Source organism: Robinsoniella sp. KNHs210 (assembly GCF_000686105.1).
GTDB lineage: Bacteria > Bacillota > Clostridia > Lachnospirales > Lachnospiraceae > Robinsoniella > Robinsoniella peoriensis.
In genome coordinates, this window is record NZ_JMLZ01000002.1 from 2,161,478 (window position 1) to 2,183,391 (window position 21,914).

Consider the following 21,914-nt stretch of genomic DNA (forward strand, 5'->3'; position numbering starts at 1 on the left):
TTTTTATATTTTCTATTCTTCTATTGACTATTAGCAGCATTCTATTCATTTACTGCCGCTTACCTGCTTTACTGTCTATTTTCCATCTATTCTAATTCTGTTATTCCTTCTCATCCAATCCTTTTTCAAAATAAACCGCATACTGGTTTTTCCCACATCTCTTCGCCTGGTACAGTGCGATGTCGGCTTTTTCAAATAACTCATCCCAGTCTTTTCCATGTTTTGGATAGAGCGCCACACCGATACTGCAGGTTGCAGCTAGATTCGCTTCTGCTGTGATTTCGGCAAAGTCATGTGACAGCTGACCTGCTTTTTTCATAGCATATTCTTCATTGTAGCAGTCTTTCATGCATACAATGAACTCATCTCCGCCAATCCGCCCTACTACATCGCTTTTCCGAAACAGATTATGAAGCGTTTGAGCCATCATATTTAATACCCGGTCTCCATTATGGTGCCCATAGGTATCGTTGATGCCCTTGAAATTATCAATATCCAGAACAAATAATCCCTGGATATCATCAGGCGCCGATTCCAAATGATCCTCTATTAATTTTTTAGAGACGCTCTTGTTATAAAGGCCAGTCATTGGATCTTTTTGTACCTTACTTTCTAATTCTATAGAACGGCGCTTACGTTTATCTATGTTGTTAATCTTACAGATCAGACGGCTGATTGCACCATTTTCATCTACCATGGAATAAAAACGGATCAGGCACCAGAGATAGGTCTCATCACCTTTTTTGATTCTTGCCTCACATTCTTCATAGGGCTTCTCTCCATAAAGAACTTTTTTAAAATTATCTTTTATCATATTCCAGTCTTCTTCATAGACAAACTCTTTTCCATCTTCTGATTCAATTTCCATTTTCAGCATTCTGCCGAATATCTCTTCAAAATTTTGCATTACCAGAACACGCATATCATGGACATCGTATTCTACGAAGCAAGATTCCATCTGGTTGACAATGATTTTATAACGTTGATTGTTAAATGACAGCTCATCTTCAAATGCCTTGTATTCCGCAATATCCACCAGAATTCCATAGACATGCAGTTCCCCATCTTCTTCAAAAATATTACTGACCTGCTGTACCCAGTAAGCAGGTGAAGAAAGGCTGTTCAGTCGAAACCTCATTTTAAAGCTTTTTCGTTCCGGTATCATTTTTTCTATATTCTCTAATACCATCTGCCTGTCCTGGTCATATACCAGCTCCAGATAATTGTTGTGAAAATTTTCTTTGAAATCCTCTTCCCTGCAGCCCAGCATCTGGTATAATCCATTATTGATAAAAGACAGCTGCATTGATTTGGGATCATATCGGAACATTCCGCCCGGGGCATGACTGGATACATTCTCAAGCAAATTTGCAAGCTTGCGCATCTGTTTGTTATTAAAATACAGATAGCACAAAATCCCTCCCATAATAATCAGAAAAAGCACTACCATTTTACCCATAAACAACATTCCGGTTACGGTACTTTTCGAGGTATATTCACCCAGTTTTGATGCAGACGATATGTTAAAAAGATACCACTTTCCTCCGGGAACAGGTGCATAATTGCAATAATAAAGGAAATCATCCACCTCAAAAGCCAGATTCCCCACCGCTGTTTTTCCCATATTATAGTGGATTTGATCAATTTTGTCCTGGGCAGTTCCAGTCCCCAGCGCCGCCTCTATGTTTTCACCGCACAGTTCTCCGTTCATAGACAGGGCAATGGTCCCGTCACGCTGAACGATGTAGGCATTTTCCTGGGCATCCATTCCGGAAACATGCAAAAGCCGGTTTAGCTGTATATTCTGATAGACTGTACGCAATACCCCAACAGCCTTTCCCTCCCGGTACACCGGCACTGCAAATACGATGCTGTACTCTCCCGTCACCCTGGATTTGATCAGATCAGAAATAATCCGGCCGCCTTTTAAAGCACTCTTAAAATAATCACGGTCAGCAATAGATACCTCCTCCCTGTCCTTCTCATATGTCCGTCCCAAAGGATCTGCAATACTCACCCGGCAATTATCATGGTGGTTCCCGAACTGAGCAAGGATGTCCATCAACTCTTCATTCTCATATTGATCAAATCTGGAAATCGTAGTTGCCAGGGATTCCAGATCTGAAAAATGATCATCTAAGATAAAGGAAACATTAATACACTTCTTTTGGATATCTCTTGCGGTAATCTCCATAGAAAGCTTCTGAGAATTATTATTCGTCTGCAATGTAAAGTCCACGCAAATTACACCTGCTACTATAGCTGCTATTAATAAAACAAGTACCAGAAAAACTGACCGATATTTTATAATTCTTTTTTTCAATTTCCTTCCCCCGAAACGATACCCCCTAGATTTACATTCTCATGTCATTCCAAGCTGCGTCACCTTTTGTATGAGTATCATCCATATAATATCATTATATAATTTGAGGTAACAAACAGCAAGCGCTTTTTTAGATACATTTTCCCATATTAGATCAAAAACTTATAAAATAGGAAAGAATGGAAACCTTTTTACAGTTTCCATTCCCCCTATAGTCCGATTTATTCGTTTATAATTTCAAAAAAGTACTCATTTTTATTCGTTTATAAATTCAAGAAAATACTCATTAAACCGATCCAATTCATCATAGAACACTCCATGTGCACTATTTTTCAGAATGTATAACCTGGAATTTGCTATCTCACGATGCTGACACTCTGTCAATTCCTTTAATACTACCTGATCCTTAGCTCCGGCAAAGATTGCCGTAGGAACGTGTACAGCTTTCAAATCTTCTCTTCCGTCTTCATCCCGTAAGGCATAAGCGGACTGAATGGTGGCAATACCGGATGCTGAAAGTGCAATATCTTCAAACCAGTTCTTCAGCGGCTCGCTGTGAGGACTTGCAAATAACATCTCGTGTGCAAAATTGTGGCATAACTGCGGTCTGTCCGTTGCCGCCTGACAGATTAACTCATCTGCCTTTTCCCGGGGAAGCCCATATGGAAACCCTTCTCTCTGTGTCCAGCTGGGTGCCGCTGCTGCAATAAGTATTAATTTATGAACCCCATATCCCTGAAAACAATTCATGTAGCGCAGTGCAATCGCTCCACCCATCGAAAATCCGCATAATATAAAAGACTTCAGGCGCAGCGCTTTTACTATATTATAGATATCTCTTGCCATCTGGTCATAATAATAACCGCATCGTGGAGCATCCGAATTCCCATATCCCCTTAAGTCCATAGTTACCACACGGAAACCGCAATTTAGTAACAATTCCTCCTGATATTCATACATTTTGTGCGACAGCGGCCAGCCATGGATTAATACAATCGTCCATTTCCCCTGTGGATTGGGATCATAAACAGCCAATTTCGTACCATCATTTGATTTTACATGAAACATAGTAATTATCCAATCTCTTTTTTACCAGTATATGCAGAAGATCCGAAATCGGGAAACCCAAAATTTCCTCTATTGACACTATATGGTTAATCCTTGTATAATAAGCTATACAATTTTTAGAAATATACTAAAAAATAAATATTTATGATTTTTTCTGCACATATGCATAAAGAATATCCGGGCTTTCTGGAAATATTTACCAGTTCTGTGTCTAATATCCGATTTTTCAGTTTATTTTCCTCAATAACTGAAAAATCTTTCATTGGCTGACGCAGTCCCATGCCTATATATTTCAGATAACTTTCCTTGGCGCACCAAATATCGTAAAATTGGTTTGCGCCTTTTTCAAGAACTGTTTCATATTCTTGCGGATGATACCAGTGTTTCGCAATATTTATAAAATCTATCGCTTTATGCTCTTGTATATCAAATCCGATGGGTTCTTTATGAAATGCGCACATCCAGTAGTCCCCACTGTGGGAAATTGAATAATGGACTCCCCTGTTTTCTGAAAAATACGGTTTTCCATAATTCCCATATTTTTCTGTATAGCAGTTGATTTCGTCTCCATACAGCCCTGCAAAATGCCGGGCACATTTTTGAAGACGCCGGTTGCGAAGAGATGGGTCGGTTCCTTTACATATGTAAACAAAAACATCATAAAAATTAAGCGTATTCATTAACAGTACTCCAATCCTATTTTCATTCTATTGGATACTTATTTTTATGTCAAGTTCATTGTACGAAAGGAAAAAAAGTGGATAATCATAACTTTGCAGACGATACAACGATAAAATACTTACCTCTATCTTACAGCCAGCAGAATATCTGGAACCTGGAAATGGCAAATCCCGGAGTTCCGATCAACAATATCTGTACCGTATTACGCATTGAAGGAAATTTTAATGCTGAACTGCTCCAGCAGTGCATTACCTTCGCTTATGAAGCATTCTCAACGCTTAGAACCCGGATCACGCTTCAGGAACATAACCCTGTCCAATATATTGATCCGGAAATACCAAAGACAGCACCTTTTCTGGATTTTTCCAAAACAAACCAGGAGGGCGCATCTATTTGGGACGTTTCTGTTGCCAGAGAACATATTACCCTTTGTGACTCTCCGCTGTGTCAGATGATTATTTTTAAACTATCTGAAAATACAGGGGGTATTTTGACAAAGATCCACCATATTATTGCAGATGCATGGTCACAAACCCTTGTCACCAACCAGATCATTCATAACTATTTCCGGCTGCTCCAAAACGAAGCACCGGATTGTACTTCTATGCCGGAATATGCTGTACATATCCAGACTGAACTGGACTATCTTACTTCCAGGAGAAGTGACAAGGACCGTGCATATTGGCAGGAAATGCTGACCGATATTCCGCCTGCGTTTACAAAAGAATACCAGTATGCACATATCAGCCCTGTGGGCATTCGAAAGTCTTATTCTCTCTCAAATCGTTCAAATCGTATGATCGGGAGTTTTTGTGCACAGAATAAGGTGTCTCCTTTTGCTGTCTTTTATATGGTTCTTGCCATATATTTAAAACGTATTAAGGGGCAGACACGCTTTTGCATCGGTGTTCCAACTGTCAACCGCATAAACTATCAGGAAAAACAGACTGCCGGCATGTTTGTGAATACCCTTCCTTTTGTAAATGAACTGGATGATTCGATTTCTTTTCAGGAATTTAATGAAAAATTGAAAAATGACTGGTTTAAACTGCTTTATCATCAGCGCTTTCCATTTAGTGAGATTAAGAAGACAATTACCGCAAAAGATAACGATCTGGCAGCCAGCCAGTTATTCAGCATTGCACTTTCCTATCAGAACACGCAGATCCATCATCTGAGAGGGGCCCAGGTTACGCTGGAGGGGCGCTGGCTTTACAGCGGATATCAGGCGGAATCTCTGTGCGTCCACCTGAGCAGCCGGGATGCAGATAACCGCTTTTTAGTAGATTATGATTATCTTACCCAGATTTTCTCAGAAGAGGAAATAGATACCCTGCACCACCATCTTATGCAGATCCTCCATAGTGCCCTTATGAATCCGGATATTCCAATTGCGGATCTTTCCGTGATCAGCGAAGAGGAGGAAGAACATCTGATTTTTGATTTTAACCAGACAGATGCATGGTATCCAAAAGAAAGTACATTACGGGATGTCCTTCGCGATAAGGCACTCACTATGCCGGATCGCGCGGCAATCATCTGCTGCGGCCGCCGTACGACTTACGGCGAACTTTACCAGGACGCACTTACCATTGCCCGGAATCTGCTTACCGCTGTTCCTGACGGAAATGAAACCATTGCATTGTTAATGGAGCGCAGTGAATCATTATTTAAAGCAATGTGCGCGGTTGCCATATCGGGAAATGCGTGGCTTTTATTGGATATCACGATGCCAAAGAACCGGCTTCTTGAACTTTTAGCGGAAAGCGGAGCCGCTTACTGTATCACAGAAGAAGGCGAAGAAATGGATACCCGGATTCCCCAAAATAGTATCCGCAGTCTCTTGGTTCACCCTGCGAATCAGGCAGCCGATTTCGCCATCGACAATATGCCGGCAATTACATCCGACAGTCTCGCTTACCTGGTATATACCTCAGGCAGTACCGGTAAGCCGAAGGCCGTTCAGATCTGCCAGTACAGTGTAATGAATCTGGCTAATAATATGGCGCCCCTTTATCCAAAGGGTGCTGTTCTTTCTATTTGTAATGTTAGTTTTGATGCCTTTTTGCTGGAAAGTATGAGCGCACTGCTGAACGGCAGAACCATTGTATTCACTTCACAGGAAGAAATGAATCATCCGGCTTCACTGGCTAAGCTGATTGAGCGTTTCGACGTTGGTTTTCTCTCAATGACACCATCAAGGCTGAAGTCTTACTTAAAAGAGCCTGCATTTTTAAGTGCCATGAACCGTATCGAAACAATCATATGCGGTGGTGAAAGTCTTTCGCCTGAAATCTACCAGATTCTGCGCTCCTGTACTCTTGCACGGCTGTATAATCAATACGGACCGTCAGAGGCAACCGTTGCAGTCAGCCACAGTGTGGTATCCGGCAACGAAATGATCACCATCGGAAAACCTATGGCAAACTGCCGCATTTATATCCTGGATGATTCTATGCGCCCTCTTCCCATCGGATCTGCCGGAGAATTATATATCGGGGGAACCTGTCTTGCCGCAGGATACCTGAATGCTCCGGAGCTGACGGCGCAGAAATTCGTTGCTGACCCCTATCTTCCAGGTGAACGTCTATACCGGACCGGAGATTTAGGCTATTGGAATTCCAGAGGGGAGATCGTCTTCCAGGGGCGTATTGACAGCCAGCTGAAGATTCTGGGACACCGGGTAGAACCTGCAGAAATTGAAGAACAGCTCCAAAATCATCCTTTGGTTAAAAATGTAGCCGTACGTGCTTTTGATCATCATTTAATTGCATACTTTACATCAGATCAGAATCTTTCAGGGGAAGACCTGCTGGCATTCGCCTCCAGCTACCTCCCTCATTACCTGCTGCCCGTATTGGCTGTGAAGCTTCCCGAGATTCCACTGACGGCTAACGGAAAGACAGATTATAATAACCTTCAGAAGCCGGAGCTTCCAGATGAACATGAATCTCCTGCTGATGAAATTGAAGAAAAGTTGCTGGAAATATGGAGAAGGCTGCTGTCCAATGAGCAGCTTGGCATTCACACCAACTATTTTTTATCCGGTGGGGATTCCTTAAATGCAGTAGCCATGCTTACAGAGGTAGAGGCAGTGTTTTCGAAATTACCGAAAATCTCCGATCTGTATGCCAATAATACGATCCGCCGCTTTGGCAACTTCCTTAGAGGCGAACCGGTAGCGGTAAGCCGGCGGCAAAGTAAAATACCTCCGGCACCAAACCGCAGTACCTACCCTCTTACAGCGGCGCAGAAAAATTTCTATGTATTACAGCAATTGGATAATACCGGTATCAGTTATCATATGCCGGGTGTATTCCGTGTTTCTACCCCGATTGATGCTGATCGTTTGGAAGCCGCACTGCTGCAGTTAATCGCGGATGATGAAATGCTGCGTACCGGTTTTGAAATTGAGGGAATGAATGTTGTTTCCCGTATTCATTCAGAAGCAGAATTCCATTTAGAGCGTAGAAGCCATAACAACCCACATGAGGCACTGGAAGAATTTGTGCGTCCATTTGAGCTTGCCGTTCCTCCGCTCTTTCGGGTAATGCTGCTGGAAACAGAAGCCCGGGAACAATATCTGCTTTTTGATATGCATCACATTATATCCGATGGAATCAGCAGTGCCCTTACCCTGTCCAGGCTGGATCAATATTACCGCAATGAAATCCCCGCCCCTGCTGCGGTCCGATACCGAGACTATGCCTGGTGGATGGAACAGCAGCCCAAAGAATGGCTCCTGGAACAGCGGGAATATTGGAAAAACCGTTTACAGGGATCTGTACCACAATGGACCATGCCGACTGACCGCCCCCGCCCGAAAGAATTTCTGGGTGAAGGGGACAAAGTCGTATTTAGCATGCCGCAAAATATACTGGTTCCTTTCGAAGCATTTTGTAAAACTCATCAGGTTACCCCATATATGCTGCTGCTCAGTGTCTATGCGCTTATGCTTTCTAAATTTGCCGGAAATGAAAATCTGATAATCGGATCTCCAGTCTCCGGACGGCGGCACATGGAACTGTCTGAACTTACCGGAGTATTTGTGAATACGCTGCCTGTTTTATTAAATCCTTCTTCCGACAAGAATTTTATGGCTTATTTAAAGGAAGTAAAACAGGACGTACTGGATATGCTGGAGCATCAGGATCTTTCATTAGAAGAGATCGTTAATCTGGCACAAACAGAGGAACGCCGTGGCAGCCAGGCACTGTATCACGCTTTATTTTCCCTGGCGCCCGTGAACCCTTCTGAATTCTCTCTGGGTGATGCACACCTTGAGATGGTACCTTCCGACATTCATGCAGCTAAAGTGGAATTACACCTGGAGACCATACATACCCATGATGGATACCGTTTCACACTGGAATATGCGAAAAATATTTTTGACCGTATCACAATGGAATTTTACAGCAGGTCCTACCTCTATATTCTGGAAACCATGCTGATCCATCCGGAAATGCCTCTCAGTGAAGTATCTCCCACAGCACCTGTGGATCAGCTGCAGTTACTGGAAATACCAAATCAGATGCGGATGCCTTATGACGCCGCTATGGTTGATCAGATGATTGACCGCTATGCCCTGCTTTCTCCGCAAAGTACAGCTGTCTGCTGGGGTGAAAATTCCAGTTATACCTTTGCACAGTTAAAACAGCGTTCCGATGCTCTTGCTGTTTACCTGATTCGGGAAGGCGTACTCCATGGGGATGTGGTTGCATTTATGCCAAAACGTGACGGGGACATGCCGGTAACCATGCTCGGTATTTTAAAAGCAGGCGCTGCCTATCTTCCTGTAGATCCTGATTTTCCGTCGGAACGCATTTCCTATATGCTGGAAAATGCAAAAGCCCGTCTGCTGTTATTGGGAGATTCTGTCACGCCCCCTGATATTTCAGCCTGCCCGGTGCTTCCCCTGAATTTTACCCTGGATGACCACTGGACTCCGGAACTCAAAAGAACCCCGGAGGATGTGTTAAATGTAATCTATACATCCGGTTCCACCGGTAAGCCGAAAGGCGTTATGATGCTGCACAAGGCTATTTCCAACCTGTCAGGTACCGTTACCCCTCTGCTGGGTGAAAACGGCAGTCCTGTCCTCTGCGCATCCAACTGTGTTTTTGACGTATTTACTACAGAAACCCTGCTTGCCCTTGCCAACGGCAGATGCATCTCCATAGCAGATGAAGAAGAAATGCTTCTTCCCTGGAAACTGGCAGACCGGATTATAAAAGACCAGGGGAAAATTATACAGATGACTCCATCAAGGCTTCAGATGTGCCTGGGCGATTCCGCATTTTGTGAAGCATTAAAAGAAGCTGAAATTATCATCCTGCTTGGGGAACCCTGGACCCTCTCGCTGAGGGATAAAATCCGTGAGTTGACAAATGCCCGGATTTACAACATTTACGGACCTACGGAAACTTCTGTTCACAACTGCCTGGGGAATGTGACTGTATCTGAGAGCATTCACATCGGAAAACCTATCGGAAACTGCCGTTATTATCTGCTGGATGAAAACAGGCGCCCACTTCCCCCAACCGCGGTAGGCGAAATCTACATTGCCGGGGAATGCCTGGCTGCAGGATATATTAACCGGGAAGATCTGACAAACCAGGTATTTGTACCGGATCTGCTATGCGCAAACCAGCGCATGTACAAAACAGGAGATCTTGGGAGGCTTCGTGCCGACGGGAACTGGCAATGCCTGGGGCGTGTTGATAACCAGTTGAAATTAAACGGTCACCGGATTGAACCGGAAGAGATTGCCTCCCAGATCATTCAGTCACGCTTTGCTTCTGAAGCGGCTGTAGTTCCTGTGAAGAACAATGATATGGTGCAGTCACTGAGGGGATTTCTGGTTCCTGCCAATCAATACACAGAGGAAAAGTTAAGGGATTATTTAATGGAACAGCTGCCCGACTATATGATTCCTTCTATATTTATTCCGTTAAGTGCTCTTCCACGTACCGCCAGTGGTAAGCTGGATATCCGACAGCTGATGGAAATGGAACCGCCGAAAGAGAATATACCAAAAAGACAGCCCCTTGCTAATCCTCAGGAGGCATTACTGCAGTCAGTCTGGGAAGAAGCGCTTGGGAAAAAGCCGGACTGGAATGTTTCCTTTTTTAAACAGGGCGGAACATCCCTGACTGCAATTATGGTACTCAGCCAGTATTACAAAAACCACATGGATTTCTCATTAAATGATTTTTACAGCTGTCCCACTCTTTCGGGTCAGATTGAGAAAATAACAGGAAGCCGTAACCAGATCCATCCGGAAACAGCCGCCACTGTGGAAACAGGGGCAGAATCAGAAAGGCTTGCAAGGTTTCTGCCTGACAATAACAAGGCTGTCCCAAAAAGCCGGATAACTCTTTTAACCGGTGCAACCGGATATCTGGGGGCACATCTGCTGTATGAATTGCTTGGAACCGGGATAGAGAAATTAATCTGTCTGGTACGTACCGGAGGGGAAAAGAAGCTTAAAGAAGTTATTTCCAGCTATTTTGGAGAAAGTTTTTACTCTTTTGTCTCCCGGCGTATAGAAATTGTAAACGGTGATATCACCCTTAAGCATTTTGGCATATCAGCACCCGAATATGAACGATTGACAGATCGTGTTGATATGGTCATCCATTGTGCAGCAGATGTAAGACACTATGCCCCAAATGATGAGCTTGCCCTTACAAATACCTTTGGAACCGAAAACTGCATAGCTTTTGCCAGAGATGCCGCTGCCGCACTGATACATATTTCCACAATCAGTGTAGCCGGAGAATATATTATGGATGCCCCCGGACTCCCTGTATTTTACAGCGAACGTGATCTGGACATGGGGCAAAACTGGATGGATAATCCATATACAAAAAGCAAAATTCTTGCGGAAGCTGCTGTTGCCGAAGCTATAGAGGATGGTGTAAATGCCAGGATCTTCCGTGTCGGGCGCCTGGTTTCCCGGGCAAAAGACGGCGTCTTCCAGTTAAATCCAGACAGTAATGCATTTTACCGCATTATCAGGGGATTGCTGATTTTAAAGAAGATTCCCAGGGAATTTGACCGTGTATTTATGGAAATGACCAGCGTGGATTTGTGTGCGGAGGCAATCGTAAAATTATTATATCAGCCGGGCACTGCTTTCCATGTAATCAATCCCCAGGAATCCGCATTGGGAGATATTTTAAAATCCTGCTGTGATATGGAACTGGCTAAACGGGAAGAATTCGAAGAATTGCTCCGTGATCAGGCTGCACAAAACAGTTCTCCTTTTATTCAGGCAGTTGCCGAGGCTTATTTTTCCGGCACCGCTTTCCATACACAGATTCAGATTCAGGCAAGGGATACGGCTTATCAGCTGCAGCAGCTTGGATTTACCTGGCCCCAGCCGGATCTTACAAAAATCAGCCGGTGCTTTGACTGCACCCGGAAGGAGGAATAAATTTTGCTGGGAATAGCCCCTCATATCGTAGATATCGCCATTGCTATCTTGCTTTTTTTCATCATCAGCTGCATCTCAAAAGGACGCTTAAAACTGATTCAAAAGCTCTATGTGGCATCCTCCGTCTTTTTACTTATCTGGATGACTGCTATCCTGGGAATCTTATGTATTCCGGATTCCAGGAAGAACCTTTTGATGCTGATGGATGCCATAACCTGTTCGGCATGTGCCCTTATGGTCGTAACTACACTGTTGATTTCCATAACCTTTGTTAAACAGTTTACACATCTGCCAAAGGCATATTATTTATTATACCTGCTTCCTGTTATGACATCACTGATTGTATTTACCAATCCGTACCATCATTTATTTTACAGGAATTTTTCCATCTATGCTTCAGAGGTGGAGTTTGGTCCGCTGTTTATATTATCCGGTACCCAGTATTATGTTTATTGTATTGCTTCTATTATCATCAGTCTGCGCTATGGCTATAAATGCAGGAACAGGGGAATATTGTGGCAGGCATCCTTATTTGCCGCCGGTCTTGGGATACCGGTCCTTGTAAACTTAGTTGCAACGCTGAAAATACTCCCTCTGCCCATAACAGCCACACCACTGGCTTTTCTGGTAACGATAGCATTTCATGGTATTGCTATTTATTACCTGAATTTCCTGCAGATCAAGCCGACTGCCCAGGAAAATATTTTAAATAATATTTCAGACTGCTATGCAGTAATCTCCTCTGATGGCTTTATTCTGAATACGAATCAGGCTTTTGAGGAAACCTTTGGGGAATCTTACGGTATGAAGGTGGATACTTATCTTCAAAACGCCGTAGACGCTCTGGAAGACCGAAAAAAAGATGTAATCTATAACCTTTTGAATTTTTTTGACATCTGTAAACAGTCTATCAGTGTTATCTCTTATGAACAGGCTGTATTGCGTGAAGACGGAAAATTCTACTATTCCGTTGAAGTATCTCCCATCTTTCAGAAGAACAACATGGTGGGTGTTGTCGCTCTGTTAAAAGATGTGACCGAGCTAAAAGAAAACATGAAACGGGAACAGCTGAACTTAAGCCGTACCATGGAAAGAGAACGCCTGGCGTCCCTGGGTCAGATGATGGGCGGGATCTCCCATAACCTGAAAACACCGATTATGTCCATCTCCGGTAATGTGGAAAGTCTGGGCAACCTGGTAACAGAATATGAACTCAGCATTGATGACCCTGCGGTAACTCTGGAAGACCATCAGGAAATCGCACAGGAAATGAGAGAATGGCTGGCTAAAATCCGCGGCTGCTGCAGCTATATGTCCGATATCATTACTACAGTAAAAGGTCTGGCTACTAATATGAACACCTCAGATATTGTAGAATTCTCCATGGACGAAGTCGTAAAAAAGGTACAGCTGCTGATGAATCACAGCCTGACAAAGAACAAATGCCAATTAACTATTATAAATAAGGTACCCCCTGAACTTTTATTAAGTGGAGATGTAAATAATCTGGTACAGGTATTAAACAACCTGATTGATAATGCTGTGTACTCCATGAAAGAGACAGGCGGGGAAATCATATTGAATCCTTATCTGGAAGATGAGTTTATTATTATTAAAGTTGCTGATCACGGTCCCGGTATTTCGCCGGAGGTGAAAAAGAAGCTTTTTCACAGCATGATTACGACTAAGGGAGCAAATGGAACCGGTTTAGGCCTTTACAGTTCAGAAGGCCTGATAAGGGGTAAATTTGGTGGGAGTATGTGGGTAGAGGACAATCCGGCTGGCGGCGCTGTCTTCTACGTAAAAATTCCGGTATCCGCCGAATAAAATAAGCTAAAGAGAGGTATTAGTATGCGCAAGAACAGAATAGGTCGGGAAAAAAATGGTTTTTCAATGATGGTATTAGACGATGACTGTAATATCACCGATGCTCTGTCTTCTTATTTTGATGCATCCGGTTTTACCGTGGATACATCAAATGACCCAATAAATGCACTGGAACAAATGAAACAGCATTCTTATGATATACTGCTTCTCGACTTTTTGATGTCTCCAATCTGCGGCGATGAAGTATTGGCTCGCCTTCGGGAATTTGACCGGAGAATTTTTGTTATTTTACTGACCGGTCATAAAGAGATCGCACCGCCCCTGAATACAATCCGTGAATTAGATATCCAGGGTTATTTTGAAAAAACGGACCGTTTCGACCAATTGGAACTGCTGGTAGAAAGCAGCCTCAAATCCATCCGCCAGATAAGAACCATAGAAAGATATCAGGATGGACTTACCCAGATACTTTCCGGTATCCCCCGGCTTCATCATCTGCTTCCCTTAACAGATATAGCCGGACAGATCATGGATCAGATCCATCATTTACTTGGTAACCGGAATATTTTTGTGTGGCTGAAGCCCAGAAATATCATTCGTTCCATGCCGGTAGATGTACTCCCTGAGAACGTATTCTGCGGAACAGGCTGCTTTGATAAAGAATTCGAAACCTTTAGCAAAGAAGATTTTCAGGTCCGTATCGACCTGTTTCAGACCTGTTTGTCCGAAAATAAAATCATCAGTGAGGATAAGCTAACGCTTCTCCCCCTCCCCGGCGGAAGGGATGCCTGGCTGGGGGTAATCGGACTGCGCAGACAGAACGCCCTGGATGAAGTGCAGGCTTATCTGGTCTCTGTATATGTGGAACAGATCTCCACCGCTTTACACAATACCATTTTAAATATTCTCTTAAACACCAATAACAAAGCACTTGCTGAAGCCATATCGAAATTAAAGGAAAGCTATATGCAGACAGTAGAAGCCCTTCGGCTTCTTGTAGATGCCAAAGATATCTATACCGGAGGCCATTCCGACCGGGTATCCTATTATAGCCTGAAGCTGGCGAGAGCACTGAACAAAAACGATTCCTTCTGTGAATGTGTACGTGTTGCGGGACTGCTCCATGACATTGGTAAAGTAGGGGTTGCAGACTCCGTACTGTGTAAAAATAAAGAACTGACTGACGAAGAATATGACAGTATCCGCCTCCATCCCAGAATGGGTGCAAAAATCCTCTCCTGCATCGACATGTTTCAGGATCTGGATGATATTGTTTTGTCCCATCATGAAAGATATGATGGCTGCGGATATCCCAATCAGCGCCAGGGAGAAGAGATTCCCCTCCAGGCACGTATCATCACTATTGCAGATGCCTTTGACGCTATGATGTCTAACCGCCATTACCGCAAGAAATTATCTCTGGAAAAAGCGCTCTGTGAATTGCGCGAAGGGAGAAACACACAATTCGACGGCAGGCTGGTTGATGTATTTATCAATATAGTTGAATCCAATTACGAACAAATGAACCAGGAATTACAGTGGACTTATTAAATCAGACCCCCATGGAGGAATTTATGAATCGAAAATATCCGCTAAATAAAATTCATCAATACACCACCTTACCGGAATGCCTGTCTAAAATGGCTCCTTTGCATAAAGATAATACGGCTGTTACCATTTTTAATTCCAGACGAGAGTTATTTGAATATTCTTACCAGCAGCTCTCCCGGGATATCTGCGCTTTCGCAAAAGCACTTACATCACTGGGACTCTCCCGCAAGCACATTGCCATTATCAGTGAAAACCGTTACGAATGGCTGGTAGCATTTTGGGCAGTCGGCTGCATTGGCAGCGTAACCGTAGCCATCGATGTGGAACAGACGGCTGTGGAGATCTGCCGCATGCTGGATCATGCCGACGTACAGGCTGCCGTGGTTTCCGGAGAATTTATTTCCCTGACGGAAGAAAGTACATTTTCTGCTGAGACCATTATTTCTATGGACTATGGGGAAAACGACCTTATCTTATCCTTTTGGGAATGCATCAGAAAATCATCTCCCTGCGATCCAGACGATACGTTGCTGGCTCCCGTTATGGCGGCGGTAAAGGAGGATGACCTGGCACTTCTAATCAATACCTCAGGGACTACCAGTGCATCAAAGCTGGTGATGCTCAGCCATGGAAACCTGCTGCACAATGCCTGTAACGCCCAGGCGCTGGTGACGACCGGAGACCGTGTTTTCACTCCCCTGCCCTTATACCATACCTATTCACTGGTTTGCGGCGCTATCAACGTCTTAACCCAGGGGCAGAACATCTGCATCAATGGGAACCTGAAAACATTGATGGAAGAACTGAAACTTTTTTCTCCCACCCTGATCTTATCTGTTCCTATGATTACCGAAACCCTTTTAAAGAGCATTCACCTGGAACAGAAACGATGCGGCATACGTGAGGAAGCAGCTAATGCTGTACAGAAGTATGAAAAGCTTCAAAAACTCCACCTGCCAGGCAAACCTTATCTGAATGATGCCGTCAAAAAGGTTCTTGGGGAAAACGCAGCGCTGATTATCAGCGGCGGCGCTCATATGAATGAAGAAATATCAGGAGAGTTTCAAGCATACGGCATTACTGTTCTTCAGGGATACGGCATCACAGAATGCAGCCCTCTGGTAAGTGTCAACCGCAACAAAGACAATAAGTACGCGTCTGTAGGTCTGCTGCTTCCGGAAATGGAAGTTAAGTTTTCCAATGGGGAAATTCTTATAAAAGGACCCTCGGTATTTAAAGGGTATTATAAAAATCCTCAAATGACCAAAAAAACCTTTGAAGATGGCTGGTTTCGAACCGGGGATCTGGGATATATGGATCGCAAAGGCCATTTATATATCAGTGGACGAAAAAAGAACCTGATCGTATTCAGTAATGGAAAAAAAGTAGTTCCGGAAGAACTGGAAAAACGCATTTTAAAGCTTCCGCTGGTAAAAGAAGCCATGGTCTATGGTGCCAGTAACGGAAAAGCAGCCGATGATGTAAAGCTGTCCGTGATTATTTATGCCGACTCAGCCCAGACACACGGGATGTCCTCCTTTCAGGTACTGGAGCAGATTCAGGAAGAAGTATTGGAACTAAATCACGCCCTTCCTACTTATATGCGTATTTATTCTATAAAAATCTCCGAAACTGAATTTCGCAAAACATCCATTCAGAAATTGAAAAGAGGTGATACCGCCCATGACTGAGGAGCAGGCATTTAAAATTATTGAGGAAACCATTTATCAGATCACTGGAATTAAAACTTTAACCTACGATACCAATTTTGTTGCAGATCTGGCTTTAAACTCTCTGGATGTTGCCAATCTGGTCTGTGCCTTTGAGGAACGTTTTCAAACAGAAATTCCTCTAAAAGATGTATGGCAGTTGAATCAGGTAAAGGATGTTGTGGAATATCTTACAAAAGATGGCGGGAAAAAACTTCTGTAAAACCATTAGAAAAAGCCGGTTTGTGGTGAGTAAACATTATTGTTTATTCAGCACAAACCGGCTTTTCTCACAGGTAAGTAACCCCTCCCTGCGCATTCTTCCCAGCTCTGCAGACATTGCACTTCGCTCTACACAGAGGAAATCAGCCAGTTCCTGGCGGTTAAATGGTATCGTAAATGCATTGCTCCCGCTCCGGACAGCCTGCGCCGATAAATAAGACAAAATTTTTTCCCTGGTAGTTCTTTTGCTCATATGCTCCATTTTCTGTGTCAGCATCACATTTTTCCCGGCCAGAATACGAATCATATTTTCAATTAATCTGGCGTGGAATACACAGGTATTGGGACAATTGGTTATAATCCGCCGATAATCCACAAATAAAATCCGGGACTTCGCAGACGACATAACACTTACCGGAAGCTTCTCTTCTTCTCTGCAGGCAAATGCCTCTCCAAACAGATCTCCCTCTTCTAACTTTGCCAGTATGGTACGGTTTCCCCAGAAATCTTCCTTTAATACATATACTGCTCCGGATAAGATAACACCAATAGAAGAAGCTCTGTCTCCCGCCCGAAATATAAATTCGTTTTTCTCATATGCCGACTCCTTCGCATTCAGACATTTCATCAACTCGTTCAAATCATTTTCTTCGATACCTTTAAAAAGCGGTGACTGCATCATATTATTTTTCCTTTTTTTCATTTTTGTTGTAATTACAACAGAACTTTTCTTTTTAATATAGTAGAATTTGAGCATGAAGTCAAGGGATAAATCTTAAAACGTGTTTGAGAATTCAAGCTATAAACAATATATTTACGCGATATTGCAAGAAGACTTGTGATATGCAGGAGGAGGAATCTATATGATACGTAAAATTATAAAAATAAATGAGGAGAAATGCACGGGCTGCGGTATTTGTGCCGATGCCTGCCACGAAGGTGCTATCGGGATTGTAAAGGGCAAAGCTGTACTTCTGAGAGAAGATTATTGCGATGGTCTTGGCGACTGTCTGCCGGCTTGTCCCGAGGATGCTATTTCCTTTGAAGAAAGAGAGGCACCTGCTTACGATAAAGAAGCCGTTTTGGCGAACATGGCAGCAAAACGCAAATCACTGGCGCAGCCGGATACTTCTATGCAGCACCATGGGCACCACGGCGGATGTCCGGGAAGCAGATCCCACACAATCAGCCACGAAAGACACACACCCGTAAATACGGACAGCCCTGTCGTAAGCGAGCTCTCCCAATGGCCGGTACAGATCAAACTGGTTCCTGTACAGGCACCTTATTTTGACCAGGCGGATTTGTTAGTCGCAGCCGATTGTACTGCATTTTCCTATGGCAGTTTTCATCAGGACTTTATAAAGAATCATATCACACTGATTGGCTGCCCGAAGCTGGATGATGGGGATTATTCCGAAAAGCTCTCAGAAATCATCCGTTTAAATGATTTAAAAAGCATTACCATAGTACGCATGGAAGTTCCCTGCTGCGGAGGTATGGAACATGCAGTCAAAACTGCCCTGGCGCAAAGTGGTAAAAATTTAACCTGCCGGGTGGTAATTATTTCAATCGACGGTAAAATTCTGAAATCGGAATATGTATCTGTTTAGTTCAGACTTGCCGTTTCATTTATATGTAATTCAAGGTTACCATGAGCACTTTAGAGCGTGTCTTAAAACTGCTATAGCTAAATGGTTGATCCGCTTTGCGGGAGATCGCTCTTTAAATTATAAATTAAAAAATATGGAGGAATTAATTATGAACAAAATGTTTTGCTTTCAATGTGAACAAACAGCCGGATGTACCGGTTGTACAGGAAAATCCGGGGTCTGCGGCAAAAAGGAAAGTACAGCCAGACTTCAGGACCAGTTAACAGGAGCACTGATTGGTCTTGCAAGAGCCACAGACGGCAATACCCCCTCTGCCTCCACCCACCGTATTATGATTGAAGGATTATTTGCCACACTCACAAATGTAAGCTTTGATGATGAAGCAATTGAAAAGCTGATCAGCCGGGTACATCAGGAAAAGGATGCTTTAATTCCAAAATGCGGCTCCTGCGGATCTCCCTGTTCCAGAAATGATGACTATGATTGTGACATGCTCTGGAATGCCCAGGAGGACATACGAAGCTTAAAATCCCTGATCCTCTTCGGTCTGCGCGGTATGGCAGCTTATGCATACCATGCAATGGTACTGGGCTACCAGGATACGCAAGTAAATGAGTTCTTTTACAAGGGCCTTTTCGCTGTTGGATATGATTACACCATGGAAGAGCTTCTGCCCTTCGTAATGGAAACAGGTCAGGTCAACCTGAAATGTATGGAGCTTTTAGATACTGCAAATACAAAAACCTACGGAACACCATCCCCAAAAACAGTTTCCCTTACTATTGAAAAAGGACCGTTTATTGTTATCTCCGGTCATGATCTCCACGATCTTGCACTGCTGCTGGAACAGACAAAGGACACGGGCATTCAGATCTATACCCATGGGGAAATGCTGCCTGCACATGCTTATCCAAAATTAAATGCTTATCCCCACTTAAAAGGACACTTCGGTACAGCATGGCAGAACCAGCAAAAAGAATTTGCTGACATTCCGGCTCCGGTACTGTTTACCACAAACTGCCTGATGCCGCCCAAAGAAAGTTACCAGGACCGTGTATTTACAACGGCTGAAGTTGCCTACCCTGGCATGGCCCATATTGATGAAGCGGGCGGCACAAAAGATTTCTCTCCTGTTATTAAAAAAGCCCTGGAACTGGGCGGTTATGACGAAGCAGTTACTATTCCCGGAATCAATGGCGGTACACAGGTAACTACCGGATTCGGACACGATACCGTTCTTGCCGCAGCAGATACCGTAATCAATGCTGTGAACTCCGGTGATTTGAAGCATATCTTCCTTGTTGGAGGATGTGACGGGGCAAAACCGGGCAGAAACTACTATACCGACTTCGTGAAACAAACACCGGCAGATTCCCTGATCCTCACTCTTGCCTGTGGAAAATTCCGTTTTAACGATTTAGACCTGGGAACACTGGGCGGACTGCCGCGTATCCTGGATATGGGACAGTGCAACGATGCATTCAGCGCCATTAAAGTAGCTGTTGCACTTGCAAATGCCTTCTCCTGTGATGTAAATGAACTGCCTCTGACCCTGGTGCTTTCCTGGTATGAACAAAAGGCTGTCTGCATCCTGCTGACACTCTTATCTCTTGGAATTAAGAATATTTACCTTGGTCCTACACTGCCGGCATTTATATCTCCAAACGTACTGGAATATCTGGTAGCTAATTTCAATATTCATCCGACAGGGGATGCGGGAGAAGATTTGAAGGAGATTCTTGGAAAATAATTAGAAGTCTTGCTTATCTTAAATAGGGGCATTTTCTACCCTTGCCGGAGCACTTTTTGGCGGCACACGGGTATTCATTGAAGTACATTTAAAAGGAGGAGGAAGCGGACAATTGCCCGCTTCCTCCTCCTTTCGTACACAGCCTATATCTAAACAGCGTCTACTTTTCAGTCAACACCATCTTAACGGCATTTATCCAACCCTCATACTTGGCTTTTTGCATCGCTTTAGCCATTTGAGGTGTGAACTTAGTCCGCTTCATTCCGTCGAAGATCTGATTTTTGTCATACATTCCTACGGCGATTCCTGCGGCGTATGCTGCGCCGATTCCTGACAGTTCCTCCTGGTCAGGTACCTGTACTCCGATTCCCAGCATATCGCTTTGGAACTGCATTAAATAGCCATTTTTTGTGGGACCTCCGTCTACCCTGAGTTCGCCAATCTCAATTCCGGATTCATCACCCATGGCACGGACCACGTCCGTAATCTGGTATGCGATACATTCCAGTCCTGCACGCACAATTTCAGCCTGGCCTGTCGTTCTGGTAATACCGCTGATCATTGCAGCTGCCTTTCCGTCCCAGTAAGGTGCGGATAATCCTGAAAATGCAGGTACCAGATAAGTATGATCCTCCGGATTTGCCATTCTGGCCAGTTCTTCTGTATCCTTTGCAGACTGAATCAGCTTTAAATCTTCCTTCAGCCAGGTGATCACTGCACCGGTATAGTTTATATTTCCTTCCAGTACATAGTTCACTTTACCATCCATACTCCATGCCAGAGAAGTTACTACTTTTTTACTCAGTACCGGCTCTTCTCCGATATTCATCATCACCGAAGATCCGGTACCGTATGTGGTTTTTATCATGCCTTTTTCCAGACATCCCTGTCCAAATAACGCACCATGGGAATCTCCCATAACACCACGTATCGCTACCGGGTGATCAAAATATCCTTCGAAATCCGTTTCTCCGTAATAGCCATTAGAATCAGTCACTTCAGCCAGACATTTCACTGGTATACCAAATAAACCGCACACTTCTTCGTCCCAGGTCAATGTACTGATATTAAACATCTGGGTTCTGCTGGCATTGGAATAATCCGTACGGAATATTTTATGTCCGGTCAGTTTATAGACCAGCCAGCTGTCGATTGTACCGCAGCAAAGTTCACCACGATCAGCCTTTTCTCGGGCTCCCGGAATATTCTGTAATACCCATGCTATCTTTCCCGCTGAAAAATAGGGAGACAGCTGCAATCCCGTATGTAAACGGATCATTTCACCGCAGCCTTTCTCTTCTATCTGATTACAGATAGCTTCCCCTCTTGCACACTGCCAGACAACGGCATCTGCAACCGGTTGACCGCTTTCTTTTTCCCAAACCAGTGCTGTTTCCCTCTGGTTACTGATGCCGATAACTTCAATTTTATTCTTATCAATCTTATTCTCTTCCAGCAGGTTCTTAACTGCCTGGACTGTATTCCGATAGATTTCCATCGGATTATGAGATACCCAGCCTTTTTCATTTATAATCTGCTCATGAGGCAGGTCACTCCGGTAAAGGAGCGCTCCTTCCTCATCAAAAAGCAATGCTTTCGTTCCCTGGGTACTCTGATCTATTCCTAAAACATACTTTTTCGCCATAGTTACACCCTCTGAATAGCACAAGCTGGCTTGCACTATTCCTGAATTAGTAGTTTGAAAGTGATTTTCTTTCACACTTATCTCCAT

12 protein-coding genes are annotated in these 21,914 nt (G+C 43.7%); 7 read left to right on the top strand and 5 right to left on the bottom strand.

Annotated features, from left to right (window positions below):
- Positions 1-100: 100 nt before the first annotated feature.
- From CD03_RS0116350 to CD03_RS36175, 3 genes are all read right to left on the bottom strand, one after another.
- A complete protein-coding gene (locus CD03_RS0116350; protein ID WP_027294574.1) occupies positions 101-2,323 on the bottom strand; it encodes a diguanylate cyclase in 2,223 nt (740 codons plus the stop codon).
- 255 nt (positions 2,324-2,578) lie between these two features.
- The gene (locus CD03_RS0116355) at positions 2,579-3,391 is read right to left on the bottom strand and encodes an alpha/beta fold hydrolase (RefSeq protein WP_027294575.1); all 813 of its coding nucleotides are present in this window, start codon (positions 3,389-3,391) and stop codon (positions 2,579-2,581) included.
- A gap of 116 nt (positions 3,392-3,507) precedes the next feature.
- Complete coding sequence (locus tag CD03_RS36175; protein WP_052377835.1) at positions 3,508-4,071, bottom strand: 4'-phosphopantetheinyl transferase family protein; 564 nt, start codon at positions 4,069-4,071, stop codon at positions 3,508-3,510.
- Between the two features lie 77 nt (positions 4,072-4,148).
- On the opposite strand from CD03_RS36175, the gene CD03_RS0116365 reads away from it, so the two are divergent.
- From CD03_RS0116365 to CD03_RS0116385, 5 genes are read left to right on the top strand one after another with little or no spacing between them, the layout of a single operon-like run.
- Positions 4,149-11,510 (top strand): non-ribosomal peptide synthetase, encoded by a 7,362-nt coding sequence (locus CD03_RS0116365; protein ID WP_027294576.1) that lies wholly within the window; start codon positions 4,149-4,151, stop codon positions 11,508-11,510.
- A gap of 3 nt (positions 11,511-11,513) precedes the next feature.
- On the top strand, positions 11,514-13,337 hold the full coding sequence (locus CD03_RS0116370) for a histidine kinase N-terminal 7TM domain-containing protein (protein WP_242849109.1): 1,824 nt from the start codon (positions 11,514-11,516) through the stop codon (positions 13,335-13,337).
- 24 nt (positions 13,338-13,361) lie between these two features.
- The gene (locus CD03_RS0116375) at positions 13,362-14,888 is read left to right on the top strand and encodes an HD domain-containing response regulator (protein WP_027294578.1); all 1,527 of its coding nucleotides are present in this window, start codon (positions 13,362-13,364) and stop codon (positions 14,886-14,888) included.
- A 23-nt stretch (positions 14,889-14,911) separates the two neighbouring features.
- The gene (locus CD03_RS0116380; protein ID WP_027294579.1) at positions 14,912-16,579 is read left to right on the top strand and encodes an AMP-dependent synthetase/ligase; all 1,668 of its coding nucleotides are present in this window, start codon (positions 14,912-14,914) and stop codon (positions 16,577-16,579) included.
- Positions 16,572-16,820 carry an acyl carrier protein gene (locus CD03_RS0116385; protein WP_027294580.1) on the top strand — a complete coding sequence of 83 codons (249 nt, stop codon included), beginning with the start codon at positions 16,572-16,574 and terminating at the stop codon, positions 16,818-16,820. Before CD03_RS0116380 ends, CD03_RS0116385 begins: the two co-directional genes overlap by 8 nt.
- Positions 16,821-16,856: 36 nt before the next feature.
- Here CD03_RS0116385 and CD03_RS0116390 read toward each other — a convergent pair whose 3' ends face one another.
- Positions 16,857-17,522 carry a Crp/Fnr family transcriptional regulator gene (locus CD03_RS0116390; RefSeq protein ID WP_027294581.1) on the bottom strand — a complete coding sequence of 222 codons (666 nt, stop codon included), beginning with the start codon at positions 17,520-17,522 and terminating at the stop codon, positions 16,857-16,859.
- A 160-nt stretch (positions 17,523-17,682) separates the two neighbouring features.
- Between CD03_RS0116390 and CD03_RS0116395 the strand changes: the two genes are divergently transcribed.
- Positions 17,683-18,432 (top strand): ATP-binding protein, encoded by a 750-nt coding sequence (locus CD03_RS0116395; RefSeq protein ID WP_027294582.1) that lies wholly within the window; start codon positions 17,683-17,685, stop codon positions 18,430-18,432.
- Positions 18,433-18,577: 145 nt separating this feature from the next.
- A complete protein-coding gene (gene hcp / locus CD03_RS0116400; RefSeq protein ID WP_027294583.1) occupies positions 18,578-20,182 on the top strand; it encodes a hydroxylamine reductase in 1,605 nt (534 codons plus the stop codon).
- A gap of 160 nt (positions 20,183-20,342) precedes the next feature.
- Here hcp and CD03_RS0116405 read toward each other — a convergent pair whose 3' ends face one another.
- A complete protein-coding gene (locus CD03_RS0116405; protein ID WP_027294584.1) occupies positions 20,343-21,827 on the bottom strand; it encodes an FGGY-family carbohydrate kinase in 1,485 nt (494 codons plus the stop codon).
- Positions 21,828-21,914: the final 87 nt, after the last annotated feature.

Excerpts from the sequence above, each read along its gene's own strand:
- CD03_RS0116355 (WP_027294575.1), bottom strand. The coding sequence starts at position 3,391 with ATGTTTCATGTAAAATCAAATGATGGTACGAAATTGGCTGTTTATGAT.
- CD03_RS36175 (WP_052377835.1), bottom strand. The coding sequence starts at position 4,071 with ATGAATACGCTTAATTTTTATGATGTTTTTGTTTACATATGTAAAGGA.
- CD03_RS0116375 (WP_027294578.1), top strand. The coding sequence starts at position 13,362 with ATGCGCAAGAACAGAATAGGTCGGGAAAAAAATGGTTTTTCAATGATG.
- CD03_RS0116380 (WP_027294579.1), top strand. The coding sequence starts at position 14,912 with ATGAATCGAAAATATCCGCTAAATAAAATTCATCAATACACCACCTTA.
- CD03_RS0116385 (WP_027294580.1), top strand. The coding sequence starts at position 16,572 with ATGACTGAGGAGCAGGCATTTAAAATTATTGAGGAAACCATTTATCAG.
- CD03_RS0116390 (WP_027294581.1), bottom strand. The coding sequence starts at position 17,522 with ATGAAAAAAAGGAAAAATAATATGATGCAGTCACCGCTTTTTAAAGGT.
- CD03_RS0116395 (WP_027294582.1), top strand. The coding sequence starts at position 17,683 with ATGATACGTAAAATTATAAAAATAAATGAGGAGAAATGCACGGGCTGC.
- CD03_RS0116405 (WP_027294584.1), bottom strand. The coding sequence starts at position 21,827 with ATGGCGAAAAAGTATGTTTTAGGAATAGATCAGAGTACCCAGGGAACG.